This is a genomic window from Enterobacter cloacae complex sp. (assembly GCF_900322725.1).
Lineage (GTDB): Bacteria > Pseudomonadota > Gammaproteobacteria > Enterobacterales > Enterobacteriaceae > Enterobacter > Enterobacter quasihormaechei.
In genome coordinates this window covers 3,719,134-3,738,821 of record NZ_LT991957.1, presented here as the reverse complement: position 1 = coordinate 3,738,821, position 19,688 = coordinate 3,719,134, and the positions used below count along the sequence as shown (strand labels likewise).

Annotated in this window: 15 protein-coding genes; 1 reads left to right on the top strand and 14 read right to left on the bottom strand. The window is 57.1% G+C overall.

Annotation, left to right across the window (positions count from 1 at the left end; genetic code table 11):
- Positions 1 to 11: 11 nt before the first annotated feature.
- The 6 genes from DBR02_RS18350 to cmoM form a co-directional block, all read right to left on the bottom strand.
- On the bottom strand, positions 12 to 563 hold the full coding sequence (locus DBR02_RS18350) for a YcbK family protein (protein ID WP_003858202.1): 552 nt from the start codon (positions 561 to 563) through the stop codon (positions 12 to 14).
- A gap of 175 nt (positions 564 to 738) precedes the next feature.
- The gene (gene ldtD, locus DBR02_RS18340; RefSeq protein WP_107535060.1) at positions 739 to 2,562 is read right to left on the bottom strand and encodes a L,D-transpeptidase; all 1,824 of its coding nucleotides are present in this window, start codon (positions 2,560 to 2,562) and stop codon (positions 739 to 741) included.
- Positions 2,563 to 2,740: 178 nt separating this feature from the next.
- Positions 2,741 to 7,189 (bottom strand): chromosome partition protein MukB, encoded by a 4,449-nt coding sequence (mukB, locus tag DBR02_RS18335; protein ID WP_107535059.1) that lies wholly within the window; start codon positions 7,187 to 7,189, stop codon positions 2,741 to 2,743.
- Positions 7,189 to 7,893: a chromosome partition protein MukE gene (gene mukE / locus DBR02_RS18330; protein WP_049132609.1), complete on the bottom strand. Its 705-nt coding sequence runs from the start codon at positions 7,891 to 7,893 to the stop codon at positions 7,189 to 7,191. Before mukE ends, mukB begins: the two co-directional genes overlap by 1 nt.
- Positions 7,874 to 9,196, bottom strand: coding sequence for a chromosome partition protein MukF (mukF, locus tag DBR02_RS18325; protein ID WP_107535058.1), 1,323 nt, complete (start codon positions 9,194 to 9,196; stop codon positions 7,874 to 7,876). The genes mukE and mukF overlap by 20 nt, the downstream gene beginning before the upstream one ends.
- Positions 9,197 to 9,199: 3 nt before the next feature.
- Complete coding sequence (cmoM, locus tag DBR02_RS18320; RefSeq protein ID WP_063449157.1) at positions 9,200 to 9,979, bottom strand: tRNA uridine 5-oxyacetic acid(34) methyltransferase CmoM; 780 nt, start codon at positions 9,977 to 9,979, stop codon at positions 9,200 to 9,202.
- Positions 9,980 to 10,099: 120 nt separating this feature from the next.
- Between cmoM and elyC the strand changes: the two genes are divergently transcribed.
- Positions 10,100 to 10,879, top strand: a complete 780-nt coding sequence (elyC, locus tag DBR02_RS18315) for an envelope biogenesis factor ElyC (RefSeq protein WP_107535057.1) — start codon at positions 10,100 to 10,102, stop codon at positions 10,877 to 10,879.
- Here the strand turns inward: elyC and DBR02_RS18310 are convergent.
- The 8 genes from DBR02_RS18310 to ihfB form a co-directional block, all read right to left on the bottom strand.
- Positions 10,856 to 11,749 carry a YcbJ family phosphotransferase gene (locus DBR02_RS18310; RefSeq protein ID WP_107535056.1) on the bottom strand — a complete coding sequence of 298 codons (894 nt, stop codon included), beginning with the start codon at positions 11,747 to 11,749 and terminating at the stop codon, positions 10,856 to 10,858. The two genes, elyC and DBR02_RS18310, sit on opposite strands and share 24 nt — an antisense overlap.
- A gap of 131 nt (positions 11,750 to 11,880) precedes the next feature.
- Complete coding sequence (gene kdsB / locus DBR02_RS18305; protein ID WP_063449160.1) at positions 11,881 to 12,627, bottom strand: 3-deoxy-manno-octulosonate cytidylyltransferase; 747 nt, start codon at positions 12,625 to 12,627, stop codon at positions 11,881 to 11,883.
- The gene (ycaR, locus tag DBR02_RS18300) at positions 12,624 to 12,806 is read right to left on the bottom strand and encodes a protein YcaR (protein ID WP_006174474.1); all 183 of its coding nucleotides are present in this window, start codon (positions 12,804 to 12,806) and stop codon (positions 12,624 to 12,626) included. Before ycaR ends, kdsB begins: the two co-directional genes overlap by 4 nt.
- A gap of 45 nt (positions 12,807 to 12,851) precedes the next feature.
- Entirely contained in the window at positions 12,852 to 14,081 is a 1,230-nt protein-coding gene (locus DBR02_RS18295; RefSeq protein WP_107535055.1) for a winged helix-turn-helix domain-containing protein, read from the bottom strand.
- Between the two features lie 43 nt (positions 14,082 to 14,124).
- Positions 14,125 to 15,102 (bottom strand): tetraacyldisaccharide 4'-kinase, encoded by a 978-nt coding sequence (gene lpxK / locus DBR02_RS18290; protein WP_107535054.1) that lies wholly within the window; start codon positions 15,100 to 15,102, stop codon positions 14,125 to 14,127.
- A complete protein-coding gene (gene msbA / locus DBR02_RS18285) occupies positions 15,099 to 16,847 on the bottom strand; it encodes a lipid A ABC transporter ATP-binding protein/permease MsbA (protein WP_063449163.1) in 1,749 nt (582 codons plus the stop codon). Before msbA ends, lpxK begins: the two co-directional genes overlap by 4 nt.
- 36 nt (positions 16,848 to 16,883) lie before the next feature.
- The gene (locus tag DBR02_RS18280) at positions 16,884 to 19,148 is read right to left on the bottom strand and encodes a ComEC family protein (RefSeq protein WP_107535053.1); all 2,265 of its coding nucleotides are present in this window, start codon (positions 19,146 to 19,148) and stop codon (positions 16,884 to 16,886) included.
- Between the two features lie 212 nt (positions 19,149 to 19,360).
- Positions 19,361 to 19,648, bottom strand: coding sequence for an integration host factor subunit beta (ihfB, locus tag DBR02_RS18275; protein ID WP_003858233.1), 288 nt, complete (start codon positions 19,646 to 19,648; stop codon positions 19,361 to 19,363).
- Positions 19,649 to 19,688 lie beyond the last annotated feature (40 nt).

Here is a 19,688-nt window from a genome sequence, read left to right as displayed (position 1 = left end):
GTGTTTCGTTATTACCAGTGCCGAACCGGCCCGGTATCAATATGCACAAAGTTGCTACGTGGGTAGTATCCTACACCACCTGCGCGCATAGATAACGCCGCTTTGCGAATATTGGCTAACGAAACGCCTTCAATATGGAAATCCATCGCCTGCCCTTTCGTGTGATAGCTTTTTTTCGCTACCCCACGGCTGTGGGCGCGCAGTTCATTGTTGGTATCCAGAGAGCGATAGCCAGAAATGAGCTGCACCGGCCTTTTGGTCCCCAGCAGTCCCTGCAAGCGGTAAAGCTGATCGAATAATCCAGGATCGATGGCTTTGATTTTGTTCGCGCGGAAATCACGGAAAAAATGGTTGAGTCTTGCTAATTCATCCTGAATATAGCCTCTGCCATCGAAAAACTCCGCTTTAAGCGTCTCACCAGTATGCAGATTGTTGAGCGTTAAAATACGCGGACGAGGTGTCGAGAGGGTGGCAAATGCTGGCGTCGGAAGGATGGCAGCTGCGCCCAGCGCAACGCCACCTAACGCCAGCAATTTGCGGCGATTAGCGTCAAATTTGTCCATGATAATCAGGTCTACAGGTAAAAGAAATTGTCAATATGCTTAGCGCACGAAGGGCACCATAACTGGCAAAACCTGCTACGTCAAGGCGCCCAACCCCAGTGAATACGCGGCTTGCAGACAGATCGCCTTATATTCACCATAACTTACGACAATCATTTTCACCGAACTACTTCATTTACCTGATTAATTGTTCCGCTTTTGGCAAGATTTGTGCGCCGGATCGCGCTGTCAGATCATAATTGTAAATATCTGTACGATACTGGGTACGTCCGTCTGCCCCCACAAACGCCGTCAGATAGTAAAGATTGACCGGGATATTATGGCGGATATTGACGTAACGCGTATCCCCCTGCTTCAGGGCATCTGATATCCGCGTATCGTTCCAGCCTGCATCCTGCAACAGCATATTCGCCAGCTCCGAGGCCTTATTCACGCGAACGCAGCCAGAACTGAGCGCGCGAGCGTCTTTCTGGAACAGATTATGGTTCGGAGTATCATGCAGATAGATAGCGTCCGAGCTTGGCATATTGAATTTGTAACGTCCCAGCGAGTTATGCGCACCCGGTGCCTGCTGGAAACGGAACGGCAGGTTCGACGGGGTAATCGTTGACCAGTCGACCATCCAGGGATCAATCGTCTCTTTGCTGTTCCAGCCGCGCATCACTGTATAGTTGTGTCGCTCCAGATAACCGGGGTCATTCCAGACCTTAGGCAGGATATCTTTGCGCGCCAGCGTCGGCGGCACGTTCCACGGTGGGTTAACCACCACGTTATTCAGCGCGCTGCTCATCATTGGCGTTTTACGATCAGGTCGACCTACAATCACACGGGACGCCAGCACTTCGCTTCCGTCCTGATAGTAGACCAGCGAGTAGGCCGGAATGTTAACCATAATGCCGGTGGATAACGTGCCCGGCAGCAAGCGCAAGCGCTGGATATTCAGCGCCAGCACCCCTGCCCGCTGGGCCGGAGAGACGTTCAGCCAGTCGCGGGTGGATGGACCAATCACGCCGTCGGCGCCCAGCCCCTGCGCAGCCTGGAACTGCTTAACCGCCGCAACCAGCTCGCGATCGTAAGCGGCAGGCTTATTGCTCTGCGCAACGGCGGTTTTCTCTTTTACCGGCGCTGACGGGCTGACGACCGCGTTTTGCGTCTCGTCGCCTGGCAGGGCAATTTTAGGGCCGCCGTCAAGCATGCCGGACCGTTTCATGATTTCGCGGATCGCAGGCACATCGCTGCTCCACTGCCCCGGACGAAGCGTTGCTGTTCCACGCAGCTGGGGCCACGGGCGGGAATCCGCAACCAGCTCAAGGAGCGACTGATGCATCGTGGCATATTGCGGATGGGCAGGCGCAAGGCTTGCGATAAAGCGCGGCAGTTCACCGTTATCGAGCGACAGTTGCCACTGATTGATGACGGACAGCGCAGGCGTCGCCAGCTTGTACGGTTTACTGCTGTATAGCCAGCGGTTGCCGTTCACCGAAATGCCCGCCACAAACTGTAAGTAGCCCATCATGGCGTCAGACAGCACCACGTCACGCGCCTGTCCGGTCACGGCTGGGTCGGTCAGAAGCTCAACCCAGGTGGTGAACTGCGGCTGAAAACCTGCAATCGCCACTTCAGCCAGCTGCTGCTGGAAGGCACGGACCGCATCGCGATTTTCCCACATCGGCTTCATGTCGCGCGCGGCGTAAAGTAGCGTAAGCTGATTAATATAAGCGGGGGTATAGCCCGAGGGCAGCCCGGTCATCAGCTGCTGGCGTAATGATTCCGTGTCGATGCCTTCCGGCAGCGGTTTGATGCCGGCCATAATGGCCGTCGCCGGAGACTGATCCAGCGGTTGTGACAGCGACGTCGGCTGCACGCCCATCGTCGCGGAGCTGTCAGTCGGTACAATTTCAGGCTCATCGGCCTGAGCGCTAAACAGTGGAGCAAACATCACCGTCAGGCATAAACTCAGCGCAGACAGCTGATGACCACGATTCTTCTTAAGCAACATCCCTTGCCCCCTGTTTTTTACGACATGCCCATTATTCTGGAGCTTTCCTTCAGTATAGAAAGGCATACACGCTGTTGCCTTACCTTATGTAAAGAAGTTTAAAGATAACGCAGCCCTGAACACAAGTTAAGTGAATAAAAAAAGCGGCGCATACGCGCCGCCTTTTGTCTGAGCCGCCTTATGAGGCGTCAGCCGTGCCGGGTAAGGACTCCGGCGGCTGCGGTGCGAAGCCGCGCAGGCCAACGACGTGCACGTGCTCGGTGTGCTGAAACACCTTACGCACCAGTTTATAGGTCGTCCCTTTTTCCGGACTGATGTTTTCCGGCGCCGCGATAATGAGCTGCATATCAAGACGATCGCAAAGCTCAAACAGCGTGGCGATAGAGCGGGCATCGAGACGCGCCGCTTCATCAAGGAACAGCAGGCGGCATGGGGAGATGTCTTTGCCGCGCAGACGACGCGCTTCATCTTCCCAGCTCTGCACTACCATCACCAGAATCGACATACCGGTACCGATGGCTTCACCGGTAGAAAGCGCGCCGGATTCCGCGCGCAGCCAGCCGTCAGAGCCACGGTTAACCTCAACCTCCATTTCCAGGTAGTTGCGGTAGTCCAGCAGCTCCTCGCCGATGGTTTGCGGCGTACGCTGGCCCATGTCAATCTGCGGATTCAGACGCTGATACAGCTTCGCCAGCGCTTCGGAGAAGGTCAGGCGGTTGCTGTTGAACAGATCCTGATGCTGCTCGTGCTGTTCAGACAGCACGTCCAGCAGCGTGGAGTGCGCCTCGCGCACGTTCACGTTCAGACGCACGCTGTTGACCTGGCCAAACGACACGCTTTGCAGGCCCTGGTTCAGCTGACGGATACGGTTCTGCTCGCGCTGAATGGTTTTGCGAATAATGTTCGCCACGCTGCGGGAACTGATTGCCAGCTTCTGCTCACGGGAGGTCAGCTCTTCCGTCAGACGGCCCAGCTCGATCTCCATCTGTTCGATCGCTTCAACCGGATCGTCGGTACGGATGATGTCCTGACGAATACGCTCGCGTAAGTGCTGATACACCGCCACGAAGAACTGGATTTTGCGCTCAGGACGCTTCGGATCTTCGGACATGCGCAGCACGTCGCGCAGGTGTTCGTTATCCGCCACCGCCAGACGCAGCGCGCCCAGCGCCTTATCCGACATAGAACGCAGTTCATCGGCCGACAGATACGCCAGCTCGCGGCGATGCAGACGACGCTCCACGTTATTGTCTTTCACCATGCGCATGACCGCGCACCAGCCCGCCTTCGCGGTCACAACCTGCTCGCGCATCTCGTGATAGTCACGTTCCAGCTTGCGCAGGCGACGCGTCAGGTTGTCCATCTCCGCTTCACAGAAGGTCAGCGCTTTTTCCAGCTGGTTACGACGCGCACGGTTGTTGCTGAGCTGCGCATGCAGCTCATCGCGGCGAATACGTGCCCGCTCTTCTGCACCGCTGTCGGCGCGCACGCCAATGTCCTGCAACTCTTTATGCAGGTCGTTTAACAGCTCTTTCTTGGTGTCGAAGGAGCTTTTCAACGACGCCATCACCTGGCTGTACTGGCTCAGCTGTGCGGCGTGAGTACGCATCGCTTCGCGCGCGCGGGTACGTTCCGCTTCCGCCTGCTCAAGGCGCTGGCGCAGCTTTTCATTAAGATCGCTGTTCCCGCTCAGCATTTCTGCTGAATCGGAGTAGCCGAAGTGCGCGCGACGTTGCACCACTTCCGTCAGGGCAAAGGCCTGCTGACGCGCTTCGCGCTGCACCTGCTGTGACCAGGCGTAATCCTCTTTTAACTGCTCAAACTGTTCCGGGTCGCTCTGGAGAACGGAAACCATCGGCTCCAGCTTCGCCAGCTGATTGCCGTGCTGCTGCACAAAGCGCGCGGCTTCCTGCGCCTCGTCCAGTCGTTCCTGAATTTCATCCACGCGGTCGGGGAGCGTATCGTCCGCCAGCAGGTTAAGGCGCGGCAGGATGCGGTTAAGCGCCGCAACGCCCTCTTTCGCCTGCTCGAACTGGACGCGGCTCTGCTGGTTGTCATTTTCATGGCTGGCCAGCGCACGCTCCAGCTCACCGCGGCGGGTGTTGAGCTTGCGAATTTCGGCTTCCGGATCGGGCTCAAAGGCCACGCCCAGATGGCTGCCGATAAAGCGGCTGAACGCCTGATGCAGACGCTGGGTTTTCTGCACGTCAAACGAGAGGGTCGCAAACCGTTCGGAAAGCGTTTCGCGCTCGGCGTGCAGGCTTTCAATGCGGCTTTCACGCGCGGCGCGGCCAAACAGCGGCAGTTCCGGGAAGCGCGAGTAGCGCCACTGGCGATCGGCGATTTTCACCACCACCGCTTTTTCCAGCTCGTCGACGCTGAATACGCTGTCATCAAACGACTGCGGATCCCCTTCGATGAGGTAGAGATCTTCCGGACAGTCTTCCAGCCCTGCAAGCTGGTCAGAAATCAGCGACAGGTCCGGCACCACAATCGCGTTACGGGACGGACCGTACAGCGCGGAGAAGTACGGCGCATCGTCCAGGCCCACATCGTCATAAATCTCAGACAGCAGCACGCCGCCGAATCGCTCGGCTAAGGCATTCAGGCGCGGATCTTCAGAGCCACCGGGCTGGCTTAAACGCTCGATCTCTTCATCGACGTCACGCTTGCGCGCGCCCACTTCGTCACGCTCAACAATCGCTTCGCGCTCGCGCTCCAGCAGCTGTTGCATGTATTCGGTGACGTCCTGGCTGGACGCAAACTCCTGGCCACACTGCTCGCTAAGCTGGTTCAGGCTGCTTTGTGCCGCCAGCCAGATCGGCGCACGCTGCAAGAGCGTCTTCGAACGGGACTGAAGCTGTTCCAGCTCCTGACGCAGCGTCATACGCTGTTCGCTGGCATTTGATACGGTATCGGACAGGGCCGCAATACGCGCTTCCAGCTCCTGATGCAGGGCCTCAAGCTCGTCAAAATCGTAACGTTTACCCTGGCGTTTGCAGAACTCCGCCAGCAGACGCTCGGCTTCCTGCTGTTCGCGCAGACGCTGTTCCAGCTCGTTGAGGCGCATGCGCAGCGGCTGCACCTGCTCGGCCAGATGGCGCTGATTGACGCCATCGCGCAGCAGTTCGCGGGCAACGTCCCACGCTTCGTTACGCGCGAGCGGACCGTTAATCGCCACCACCAGCTGGTACGCCTGCTCAAACTGGCTGTGCGCGGTTTGCGCCACGCTCATTTTCTGATCGAGAGAAAGCAGTTTTTCGGTGGCTTCCTGCTCTTTGGCCTGGAAGGTATCCAGCCATTCATCAGCGCTTTCCGGGGTCAGGTCCGGCAGGTGGCACAGCTCTTTGGCGCGCTGCAACGCCTGTAGCGCCTGGTTGTACTGGATCGCACGCGTCTGCTGCACGTCCAGCGCCTGCTGGTAATCCGCGAGCTGGCTTTTCAGCTCATCCACTTCCAGCTCGGCGGCTTCAGCGCGGGCTTCGTTCTCTTCCTGCAAATCGGCGGCTTCGGCCACCACTTCATTTTGTTCTTCAAGACGAATTTGCAGCTCGTCAAGATCGGCTTCATAGCGCTCGATTTTTTCCTGCTGACGCAGCGCGGTCTGCACCAGGTTCAGATGATCGCTGGCGGCCTGGTAATCGGCTTCCAGATCCCCTTCTGCACCGTTGTGCTCGCCCAGCTCGCGCGCCATTTCAACATGCTTATACTGCTCGGCCACCAGCTGTTTACGGGAGGTAAACAGCTCGCGGCGGTACTCCAGCGCCTGATCGAGATGAATGCGGCGCTCGTTGGCGTGACGCATGTAATCCGCCGCCACGTAGTTGGTGGCTTCGCTGATCAGGTGCTTAAACAGGTCGCGGTCAGACTGCGTAACGCGAATTGCTTCCAGCGTCATGCGGTTTTCACGCAGCGCAGCTTCCATATCCTGGAAGGCCTTACGCACGCCGCTGTTTTCCGGCAGCAGGTAGTCGCGCAGGGAGCGGGTAATGGCGCTGGAGATACCGCCGTACAGGGAGGCTTCAATCAGACGGTAGTATTTACTACGATCTGACGCGCTGCGCAGTCGACGGGCAACCACGCCGAGATCGAACATCAGGGAGTGGTAGTCGGTGATGGAGTTAAACTGCTTAAATTGCACGCCTTCGATGGCTTCCAGCTTGTCCTTCAGCTCCTGAAGCGTCAGGACGCGCGCCTGGCGTTCATTCAGGGTTTCCGTCAGCAGCGCGGTCGGCTGCACGGAGGTTGGCAGCCCCTGGATCGCAAACGGCTTGATATCCACCTTACGGTCGCGGCCGGCAACCTGTTGCAGACGTACGCCCACAACCACGCGCTGATGACGGGAGTTGATCACGTCCAGCACGGAATAACAGACGCCCGCTTTTAGCTTACCGTGCAGGCCTTTATCACGAGAGCCGCTCGTTGCGCCGGCTTCGGTGGTATTACGGAAGTGCAGCAGGGTCAGGTCAGGGATCAGCGCCGTGACGAAGGCCGCCATGGTGGTGGATTTACCCGCCCCGTTACCGCCGGAGAGCGTTGTCACCAGCTCATCCAGATCGAAGGTTCGGGCAAAGAAGCCGTTCCAGTTGATCAGCGTTAGTGAACGAAATTTACCGCGTTCAATCATTACTCTTCCTCCCCGCTATCCGGCTGATTCTCTTCATGCTCGTCATTGAGCTGCAAATGGTTTTCCACCGGCATCGCTTCACCGTCACGGATCATGCGCAGCTGCGCTTCACGCGCATCGTCACCCGCGCGCACGTCGGCGCCAAAGCGGAAGACCGATTCGGTGATGCGGAATTTGCTGCTGTCGTGGCCCATGAACCACACCATCCCCAGACGGCGCAGGCGGTTGAGGGAGGAACGTACTTTTTCCTGTAATTTCTGACGGTCCAGATCGGACCCCGTCGAACGGTTGTTTACCAGCTTCAGGAGCTTGCTTTCATCCGCCAGCGACAGCAGCTCATCGTAAAGCTCCTGCTGGGTGAAGATCCCTTCATTCGCCAGACGTTCCGGGCTGAGGTAGAGGTAGCAGAGAATTTTGCCGACCATCATGTCCAGTTCGGAAAGCACCGAGCGCGGAATAAGCGTGGTAGAGCGCGGGCGCAGGTAGAAAAACCCTTCCGGCGCGCGGATCAGCTCAACGTTATAGCGAGCGTAGAACTCTTCCAGATACTCCTGGAAGTCCATCAAAAAGGCGTGATTATCCAGCTCGTCAAGGCCAATGTGACGACCGGCACGCAGCTGGCTGTCCAGCGCCGGAAACAACGGATTTGCCAGCGCCTGTGCCAGCTTAACTGGCATCACGTTTTCAATATTTGTCAATGACATGCGCCTGTACCTTGGCTCCGTAATCGTTAATCGGCTGCCACTTCGGCGGCAGTCCGGTGAAATCGGCTTGTGCGATGCCCAGGCGCACCGCCTGGTCTATAACAATGCGGGCTACATCGAAGTGGCGCGCTCGCGGATACTGCGCCAGATAGTCGCGCACCACGAGGCCAAGATCCAGCGGCGCTTGTCTGGTTTTGTAGACAGCGAGCTGTTCTTCGATCATCGCCGCAAGCTGCTCGCGAATTTCGTTAAATTCTTCGTATTCCAGATCCGGCGGCAGTTCACCGGTGACCTCTTCATCGCGCAGCGCCATCTCTTCGTCGCGCATATCCAGCAGACGATCGGCGTTGGCGTAGGTCAGCGCCCACGGCGCGTCAAAGTAGGTCTGTACCGACTGGCGCAGACGCTGTGCAAAGACGCGGTTCTTATCCATGTCGATAGCGGTACGGATAAATTTATGCACGTGGCGATCGTACCCGATCCACAGGTCGATCGACTGCTGGCCCCAGCTGATAATGCGGTCAAGCTTGCTTTGCAGATCGAACACCAGACGGTCGATAAAATGCAGATCGTCGTGCGCCAGCGTCGCGTCCTGGATGCGCAGCAGGTTGGCCTGTAGCTTGTCACCCGCCGCCTCCAGCGTATCCTGCAACTCACGCAGCGTACCGGACGTTTCTGACAGTAAGAGTTCACAGCTGGAAATGGCCGCGCGCCAGTCTTTATTCAGCAGCTGGGCAATATCGTCTTTCACCTGCTGCTGCTGTTCGTCCATCAGACGCTGAGTCAGATCGATACTGTCGAAAATCTCAGCGACCGAGTATTTCAGCGGCGCGTAAACGTTGCGGTGCCAGTGGAATTCGTCACCGTTTTCATCGGCCGCGTCGGCGGCACGCTTCAGCTCGCCTGCAACAATGGAGAGCTGCATGGAGAGACGCAGCGTGGAAAATTCGCGCTGGCGGATGTAGTAATCGGTAATGCCAATGCCCAGTGGCGTCAGACGATAGATGGCGTTTCCTTCCGCCTGCTCGCTGGTAAAGCGGTTCAGCAGACGTTGACGCACCATATCATTGATTGCGTTGTTGGCACGCACGCTAATGGTTTCGCTGGTTTGCTCAAACGCATCACTGACGTGGCGGAACGCGTCCACCAGTTCGCCTTCACTCATTTCGCCATCCAGGCGTTCGCCGTTCAGCGTCGCAACCGCCAGCAGGAAAGAGAGTCTGTCTACCGGCAGCGAGATGGAGAAATCGTTTTTCCTGGCCCAGGCAACCAGTTCGGGGACTGTCTGGGAAAATTCACTCATAGATTATCCTTGCATCTGCGGCTTGCGCGCGGTGACGTGGATATAGCGACCAAGGCTCAGGTAAGGCTCCTGGCGGCAGTACCGCGTCTCTATTTCTGTTAAGGCGTCTAAACAGTCGTCCTGTTTTTGTTTATCACGCAGATAATCATGAAACACCCTCACGCCGGTTTTGCCGGTAATTTCCCAGCCGATCTCCTCCAGCCAGCCATAGACCTGCTGCGGTTCACGGGGGAAATCCGGTGACAGCGTGCGTCGTTTCTTTTTATACATGCCCTGCTGTACGTAGCCAAAATTGCCCACCAGCACGTTTCGCATCAGCAGGCCGTTGGCGTTGTAGAACATCAGCGATAACGCACCGCCCGGGCGCAACATCGACCACAGCGTTTTTAACATCGCCTGCGGTTCGGCGACCCATTCGAGCACAGCATGAAACAATATCAGATCAACCTGCGTTTCCAAATGCTGCGGAATGTCCTGAGCGGCGCAATGTATAAAATGCATGTTGTCGCTCACACCTTTCTCTTCTGCCGCTCGCTCGGCGCGCGCAACCATCTCGGCAGAAAGATCGCACAGCGTGACGTGATGCCCCCGCTGCGCCATCAGAATTGCAGTCTGACCTTCCCCACCGCCGGCATCCAGCACGCGCAACTGTCGGTCACCGAATTCCGCCAGCAGCTTGTCCAGATCCTGCCAGAGGATCGTCTGACGAAGCTGACCTTTGGTGGTGCCATAAATGTTGCGCGAAAACTTTTCCGCGATGTCATCAAAATTGCGATCCCGCATTGGGAGGGTTCCACTCACTGCAAAACCGCTATTTTGTCACACCCGCGCGGAGAATGAACCACTCTGGTGTAATATCACGGGCAATCACCTGCTGTATGGTTAAAAAAGGAACCAAAAAGGATGCTTTTTACCCTAAAAAAATATATCGGAGGCATGATGCTTCCCCTTCCCCTGCTGCTGCTCGTCATCGCCCTGGGGCTGGGATTGATATGGTTTAGCCGCTTTCAGAAAAGCGGTAAATCTCTCGTCACCGCGGGCTGGCTGGCGCTGCTGTTGCTCAGCCTGCAACCGGTCGCCGACGGTTTATTACGCCCGATAGAGAACACCTACCCGACGTGGCAGGGAAACCAGAAGGTGGACTACATCGTGGTGCTGGGCGGCGGGTATACCTGGGACCCTGACTGGGCCCCCAGCTCAAACCTGATCAACAACAGCCTGCCGCGCCTGAACGAGGGGATCCGCCTGTGGCTTGCCAACCCGGGATCGAAGATGATCTTCACGGGCGCTGCGGCAAAAACCAACCCGGTCAGCACTGCTGAAGCAGGGGCAAGAGTGGCTGAATCGCTTGGCGTACCGCGTTCCGATATCATCACGCTGGATAGCCCAAAAGATACCGAAGAAGAGGCGGCGGCGGTGAAACAGGCTATCGGTGACGTGCCGTTCCTGCTGGTGACCTCTGCTTCACACCTGCCACGCGCAATGATTTTCTTTGAGAAGCAGGGTCTGCATCCGCTTCCTGCTCCGGCAAACCAGCTGGCCATTGACGCCCCGCTCAACCCGTGGGAACGGATAATCCCGTCCCCGGTATGGCTGATGCACAGCGACCGCGTCGGCTACGAGACGCTTGGCCGCCTGTGGCAGTGGCTCAAGGGTTCGTCAGGCAAGCCAGGGCAAGAGTGACGTTGCGGCAAGATCGAAACTGGCGCGATTAAAGCGCCCGGTGTTGACCAGCTGCGCCACCTCATCCCAGAGCAGATAGAGCCAGCGCCGCCAGAGAAAGGCTTCCGCAACGGGGGCGCGCTGAAGATAATGCCAGAGCAACTCTTCCGCCGCCCCGCCCTCGCTCAGCCTGAACAGCTCGTACTCGCGCGGCGCCCAGAGCATTATCCCCGGTCCGACCATCGCCAGAAGCTGATCGCTGCGCGAGTCTTTTAGCATGCTGCGCAGCGTGAAGTTGCCATGAATCAGCACACAGTTGTCGTTAAAACCCTCAAACAGCGCGGGCAGACATTCCCGGGTGCGGAACAGGATGCGTTTGTCCTGCATCGTTAAACCGGTGTTGTTGAACTGGTTGAGCGTGCCCCACAGCACTTCAACACGCTGGCGATACCACAGCGGCCAGAGGTTTTCCTGGGTGCTGTCTACCGCGCCAACCAGACCGCGGCTGTCGTGCCGGTGCCAGCCAAGCAGGGCTTCGACAATCTGGTCCTTGAGCTGCTCCCAGCGCGCCGGCGTCCGCGTCGGGGCTTCAACAGAAACCCCGTGTAAACGCTCAAACAGCAGAACATCCGGGCCGGGATGCTCCTCATGGGTCATGACGCCGTAAACCGTTGGCATACGGACCGTTCCTTCCCGCGCCAGCATCGACGTTTTCCAGGCCAGCTGTCTGGCGACGCCCGGCGAGCTAAAACTTCTGGCCATCAGCGGCAGGGGGTTTCCCTGACTGTCATACAACGCCCAGAGCGCGGTATCAGCCTTTTCATTTACGCACTCCACCCGGCTTAGCTTTTCGCCAAGGAGATGACTCAGTTCAGCACGCAGTTGTTCCATATGAGCTTACCCCCATTAAGACTACTGCTTTTATAATGAGCGTGCGAAACCCGGATGTCACCCGGTCGAGATCAATAATGAAAAAGAAAAGGGAGAAGAACATCCCCTCAGAACGAGGGGATGGCTGCGAATTAACGCATTTCGACGCGTACGCGCTCAAGATCTTCAGGGGTATCCACGCCGGTACCAGGGACTTCCTGGGCTACCGCAACGTGAATTTTCTCGCCGTACCACAGCACGCGAAGCTGTTCGAGCATTTCGATATGCTCCAGCGGGCTTGGCGCCCAGGCGACATAGCGACGAATAAAGCCGGCGCGGTAGCCGTAAATACCGATATGGCGCAGGAAGGTTTCGCCGATCGTCTCTTTCGACTGCGCGAAACGATCGCGATCCCACGGAATGGTGGCGCGGGAGAAATAGAGCGCGTAGCCCTCGGCATCCATGACAACCTTCACCGCATTCGGATTGAACGCCTCTTCTGCGTGGTGAATCGGCACCGCAAGTGTCGCCATGCCGACCTGACGCTGGGCCAGGTTGTCGGCCACCTGACGGATAATTGCCGCCGGGATCATCGGCTCATCGCCCTGCACGTTTACAATCACCGTCTCGTCGCTGAAACCGCATTTTTCGACGACTTCCGCCAGGCGCTCGGTGCCTGACTGATGGTCGGCACGGGTCATGCATACTTCCCCACCTGCGGCCTCAACCGCACGCGCAACGTCCGGGTGATCGGTAGCGACAATAACGCGACCAGCACCCGATTCGCGCGCCCGTTCAAGGACGTGCACAATCATCGGCTTACCGTTGATATCCACCAGCGGTTTACCCGGCAGGCGCGTTGAAGCATAACGCGCAGGGATAATGACAACAAAACTCATGGTTTGCTCTCTTCTGCCACCAGCGAACGGGCTTCGTTTTCCAGCAGGACCGGAATACCGTCACGCAGCGGGAACGCCAGGCTGTCCAGTTTGCAAATCAGCTCTTGTTTATCCTGGCTGTAGTACAGTTTGCCGTTGCACACCGGGCAGGCAATAATTTCAAGTAAACGGTGATCCATAGTTCCTCCGTATGGGTAATCCCTAAAGCTTATCACATTCCCTTTTCAGGGAGTGTCTGTTTCCCAGCCACCTCGACAGGCCGTAAACAGCCCCGCAGGCACGCGGCCCAGTACAATGTTGTGCGCCCCCTGCCAGCGCGCAAAGTCACTGAGCGCGGTCGTTAATCCCTTTTCCAGGCCAGCCGTCACCTTTATGCCCTCTTCAAGCCAGAGGGCGATAATTTCAAGCATGCCGGTTTTACGGTGCATTTTAGCGTCCATGCGCCCGACCAGCTGGCCTTTATGCAGCAGCGGCAAAACAAAATAACCATACTGACGCTTTGGTGCCGGGGTGTAGCATTCCAGACGGTAATTAAAATTAAACAGCTGCCCGGCCCGCTTTCTGTCCCAGACAACCGGATCGAACGGCGACAGCACGGCGCTGTGCGTTGCCTGTAGCTTTCCCTCAAGCGCCTGAGGCAGCAGCGGGAACAAATCCGCATGCAGCCACATATCACCTAGCGACGCTACCGAGACCGGCAAAACGCGCTGTTCGCGCTGCCACGTTTCCAGCAGCGGTTTTAGCTGCGGCTGACGCAGGCGATAATAGTCCGCCAGCCACTGTGGGCGAAATATGCCCAGGCTGCGGGCGCTGTTCTCGAGCATAACGGCTTCGGCTGCGTCCTGAGACAGCAGATCGCGCGTATCGTCCCAGTGCGGCATAACGCGGTGCGTAAGGTCATAGACGCGCTGAAAGTTGCGGCGCTCAACCACCATCACTTTGCCGGACGTAAACAGCCCTTCCAGATGGCGCTTGTGCGGTTTCCACTCCCACCATCCGCTTGCGCCTTTTCGCGGGTGCTCAAAATCCGCGGAGCGTACCGGGCCATTTTCCTGAATATGGGCAATCAGCCGCTCTATTTCAGCCGCGTGTTCCACCATCCACGCCTGACGGTATTTCCAGCCCATTTTGTCCGGGGCGAGCATTCGGTGACGCACCAGCGCAAAATCGCTGCGCGGGAGAAAACAGGCTTCATGCGCCCAGTATTCCATCAGTTCGCCCTGACGCAGCGCATCATCCAGCCATTGTGGTGGATAGTTTCCCAGGCGGCTAAACAGGACGAGATACGGGCTACGCGCCACGATGTTAATGGTGTCGATTTGCAGCAACGACATGCGTTGCACGGTAGAGAGGATATCGGCTGGCTGCGCGCGACGGCGGGGCTTTTTCAACAGCCCCTGGGCGGCAAGATGCAGGTTACGTGCGGCTGCAAGTGAGAGTTGCGGTAGAGACATGCGTTTTCCTGTCAGTCAAAGCGCCACCGGAACCGCGTTGAAGTTACTGCACTAACGCGAGCAGTTCCCTGAGCAAATGTTCCGGCTGTTCACCGCTGAGTTCAGCGTCAACCGGCAGATACCACCAGTTTTCTTTCGCAAAGGCCCGGCATTTTACCGCGTCTTTTTCCGTCATGATTAGCGTCTGCCCCGGTGCTGCCAGCCTGTCGACCTCGTCGGCCACCAGCGCCTGGTGATCGGCCAGCGGAACCCGTTTTTCAAGCCTTGCGCCACACTGCTCCAGCGTCGCAAAAAAACGCGGAGGATGACCAATCCCGGCCATCGCAACCAGACGATCCAGCTGCGCGACGTCTTTACGCTCGCCGGTCAGCATATTCACTGCCTGTCCGGGACGAAGATGCATCGGGATCTCGCCCGCTTTGGCTTCACCGCCGTTTACAATCACAGCATCAACGGTCTTCAGGCGCGACGCACGCTCACGCATTGGACCGGCTGGCAGCCACCAGCCGTTGCCAAAACGCCGCACGCCGTCAATAACCACGATCTCTTTGTCACGCGCCAATGCATAATGCTGCAAGCCATCATCGGTAATAATGATTTGTACGCTATGCTGCGCAAGCAGTGCCTTAACGGCACCACTGCGCACCGGCGATACCGCAACCGGCGCACCCGTGCGCTGGTAAATCAGTACCGGCTCATCACCGGCTTCAGCGGTTGTCGTGTCCGGCCTCAGCACCAGAGGATACTGAGCCGCTTTGCCACCGTAACCGCGTGAGACCACGCCCGCGGGGATACCGCGCTTCTGGAGCTGTTCTACCAGCCAGATCACCACCGGGGTTTTGCCGTTTCCACCTGCTGTCAGGTTACCGACCACCACCACCGGTACCGGTGCGCGCCAGGCGCGCTTGATCCCGAGGCGGTAAAGCAGACGAATAGCACCGCTCACCAGGCCATACAGCCAGGAGAGCGGGAGAAGCAGCACCCACAGGGGGGATTCACCCGACCAGATGCGTGCAATCATTGACCGAACTGCATTTTATGGAGCTGCGCGTAAACACCACGCTGTTCCAGCAGGTCCGCATGGCTGCCGCGTTCAACGATAACGCCGTCTTCCACCACCACGATTTCGTCAGCCTGTTCGATTGTCGACAGACGGTGCGCGATAACCAGCGAAGTACGGTTTTTCTGCAATTCATCCAGAGCCGACTGGATAGCGCGTTCAGATTCCGTATCCAGTGCGGATGTCGCTTCATCCAGGATCAGAATCGGGCTGTTGCGCAGCAGCGCACGGGCAATCGCGATACGTTGACGCTGACCACCGGAGAGCAGCACGCCGTTTTCGCCAATGATCGTATCCAGACCATTATCCATTTTGTTAATGAAGTCCATTGCATAGGCCATGCGCGCCGCGTTTTCAATCTCTTCACGGCTGTACTCTTCGGTACGGGCATACGCAATGTTGTTTGCTACCGTATCGTTGAACAGATGCACGTTCTGCGATACCAGCGCGACCTGGTTACGCAGCGACTGTAGGGTATATTCCCGCAGGTCGTGACCATCCAGCAGGATCTCGCCCTGGTCGATGTCGTAGAAACGGGTAATCAGGCTGGCAATGGTCGACTTGCCCGAACCGGAACGCCCCACCAGCGCAACGGTTTTACCCGCCGGAATGGACAGGCTGATATCACGCAGTGCCGGCACTTCGCGGCCTGGATAGGTAAAGGTGACGTTACGGAACTCCAGGTCGCCTTTAGCACGTTCGATCACGCGTGTACCTTCATCTTTTTCCTGTTCGGAATCGAGGATGCTGAACAGCGTCTGGCAGGCTGCCATCCCGCGCTGGAACTGGGCGTTGACGTTGGTCAGCGATTTCAGCGGACGCATCAGCGCAATCATGGATGAGAACACCACGGTAATGGTACCCGCAGTCAGGGTCTCCATGACGCTCGGGAAGCTTGCGGCATACAGGACAAAGGCCAGTGCCAGAGAGGCAATCAGCTGAATGATCGGATCGGAAATCGACGAGGCCGATACCATTTTCATCCCTTGCAGACGCATTCTGTTGCTGACCTTGTCAAAGCGTTTGGTTTCGACTCCCTGACCGCCGAAAATCAACACTTCTTTATGGCCTTTCAGCATCTGCTCGGCGCTGGTAGTAACCTGCCCCATCGTATTCTGCATATTTTTACTGATGTTTCGAAAACGCTTGGACACCACGCGGATAGCGATGGAGACAATCGGCGCCAGCACAATAAGGATGAGCGACAGCTGCCAGCTGTAATAGAACATCATCGCAAACAGACCGATGATGGATGCCCCCTCACGCACAACGGTAATCAGTGCGCTGGACGACGATGATGCCACCTGCTCTGAATCGTAGGTAATACGTGACAGCAGCGTACCGGTTGACTGTTTGTCAAAGAAAGAGACGGGCATCCCCATCATATGGCTGAACAGCCGGCGGCGCATGGTCATCACCACTTTACCGGATACCCAGGAGATGCAGTAGCTGGATACATAGCTGGAGATTCCGCGTAAGATCATCAGCCCAATAACCACCAGCGGCATCCATAGCAGCACTGAACGATCCGTTTTACCAAAACCGTCATCCAGTAACGGTTTGAGGAGCGATAACATAAACGTATCGCTGGCTGCGTTGAGGATTAACGCTACGCCCGCCACGATCAAGCCTGCTTTGAAAGGAGCAATCATCGGCCAGAGCCGGCGGAACGTTTGCCACGTGGAGAGATCTTTGTCGTTATGCATTCAAAAAACCAGCATTTGTTGAAATAGCCGCATATTCTACCCGTTATCTACGGGCGCGCCAAACCACTGATGATACCAACGCGGTAAATAGTGTTCGCGTAAGCGGCGAATGTGCCGACTATGGTGTGAAAACGTCACAGATATCTGCCCTGACTGAGGGGTATCAAGCCACTGATATCCCTCAGTTCGATAGCGCCGAACCACTTTTTTGGAAGGGAAACGCCATGCGTTATAGCGGGCCATTGAGGCCAGCGAAACCTGCCCCTCAACGCGCTGTAGCAGCGGCGTTGAGGATGACGTATTACTTCCATGATGCGGCACCTGAATCAGTGTAGACGCAAGTTGACGCCAGCGGTGGCTCAGCATTCCCAGCTCTGCCTGCGCTTCAATATCTCCGGTCAGTAAAACACTCTGTTCGCCGTCATCAATTTTTACCACGCAGGAGCGGTTGTTACCCTTCGCAGCGGTGTTTTCTGGCGGCCAGTGCGCGGTGAACGTTAGCCCCTGCCACTGCCATCGCTGCCCACGAAAGCAGGGAAGATGCCCGGCCCAGGCCAAAGGGCTCCTGATCCACATTGCGGGCCAGGCGGTTTTTAGCGATGCCAGTCCCCCCGCGTGATCGAGGTGTTCATGGCTGAGGATCACCCCTTCCGGGCTCAGATGGTGCCAGCGTAGCCAGGGGATAATCAGCTGTTGCGCGCTGTCCCCACCGGGCCACGCCAGCCCGGTGTCATACAGAATGGCCTTACCGTGACGCTCAATGACCATCGCCAGCCCCTGCCCTACATCAAGCATATGCAGTGACCAGCTATCGGTTTTATCCCTGTGCCAGAGTGGAAATGCCAGCACCACGCTGCCTGCCAGACAGACGGCGGGAACTGCGCTGAAAGCCCTGAATCGCCAGCCAATAATCAGTAGCCACGGCAGTAACGTCAGGTATTGCCAGCGCTCGTCAACGTCCTGCCAGCCATTCGGTAAACGCATCAACAGCCAAAAAAGCCCTGCCAGAGATTTATCCGCAGCCAGCCAGACGATACTTTCCAGCGCAGCGACCGGAAACAGATGCAGAAACATGCCGAGCAGGATAAGAGGAACTGAAATAAAGGTGACCAGAGGAACGGCAAACAGGTTCGCCACCAGCGAGGATACACTGAAACCATGGAAAATCAGGACCTGAAGCGGCAACAGAAGCAGCAGCATTCCGACCTGCAAATACACTAGCGTCGCCAGTGGCCGCAGGCCCCGACTCCGTTGCCAGGATGGAAGAGGCAACCACTGATACCAAAAAATAAGCGCGGCGACCGCAAACGCGGATAACGCCAGGCTTTGTGACAGCACCGCCAGAGGATCGAAAATCAGGATCGCCGCCACGCAGGTAAGCCAGACCTGCCAGGGCGACCACTGGCGACCGCTCATTTTTAATGCGGCCAGCACCACAAGCGCGATAACCGTGCGCAGCGCAGGCGGCTGCAATCCCGTAAGCCACGCGTAAAACGCAGCAAAAAGCAGACCTGCCAGCAGAGGCATTTGCCAGATAATCCAGCGGCCCGGCAGGAAAAACTGGATGCCCCGAGCCAGTAGCCAGACAGCAGAAGCTGCCAGCGCAATATGCAGTCCCGAAATGGCCATGAGATGCATCGTTCCGGTCTCACGCATCAGGTCTTTTATCTCCCGCGAGACAGACAGGCGCTCTCCCATCCCCAGCCCCAGGATCACGGGCCCCCAATGATATGCGGAAAGCGTATTCTGTAGCGACGTCAGGTATTGCGAACGCAGGCTACAGCGTTCGTCAACGATCGCCGCATGGGTAAACCGTCCGCTCAGCGTCTGGTGTCGGGCGAAGGCATTTTTCTGCGAATCATAGCCGCCATCGTTGAGCTCTCCGTGTACTGCCCTGAGCCGCAGGGTCATCGCCCAGCGTTGGCCGACGCAGACGTTTTGCGGCAGGTAGTTGCCATACAGCGCCACGCCCATGTTAGCCCACACGTGTTCGCCATTGAGGCTGACAATCTTTCCCTGATGCATCGTTGCGCCGTCCGTTGCGGTAATGACTACCTCGGCCTGCTGCGGGCCTTTCGTTAAATGGTTCATCGGCCACACGCTCTCCTGAGCGGCCAGAAATCCCCAGCACAAAAAGAGCACTGCGAGGCCTGAAAACGTAAGCCACTTTTTTTGCCGCAGCGATAACGCAATTCCTGCTGCAATCAGCATCCAGACAGTCTGCAAATCGGGCAAAACGGGTAACCAATAGAGCGGGATTATGGCCAGAATGGCGCAGATACTGATGACGTGGATCCCCATTTTCACCTCCATGTTTCAGGTGATTATGCGGCGGGGCTGGCGCGTCGTCAGACAGAAAAGGCGTGATTTACAGCGAGCGCTGCAACGTTTTTAAGTACTTGCAGAAAAGACAAGCTGAGAATGCGGCGCGTATTCAGAAACGCAGAGGCGAGAGACAAAAAAAGCACCCTAAGGTGCTTTCTTTAAACTCAGTTTAATCCTGATGATTAAACTCAGTTGCCGTAAATATTGGCGCGATCGCGCAGCTCTTTACCCGGCTTAAAGTGCGGAACATACTTTCCTTCCAGCTCCACTTTATCGCCAGTCTTCGGGTTACGCCCGGTACGTGGTGCACGATAGTGCAGAGAAAAACTACCGAAACCGCGGATTTCAATGCGCTCGCCCTGGGCAAGAGTGGTAGCCATATGCTCCAGCATCTCTTTAACGGCATCTTCCACAGCCTTAGCAGGGATATGCGGTTGCTGACTGGCAAGTCTTTCAATCAATTCTGACTTGGTCATGATTCCTCCGGTTCCTTTCAAACCAATTAGCTGAACAGCT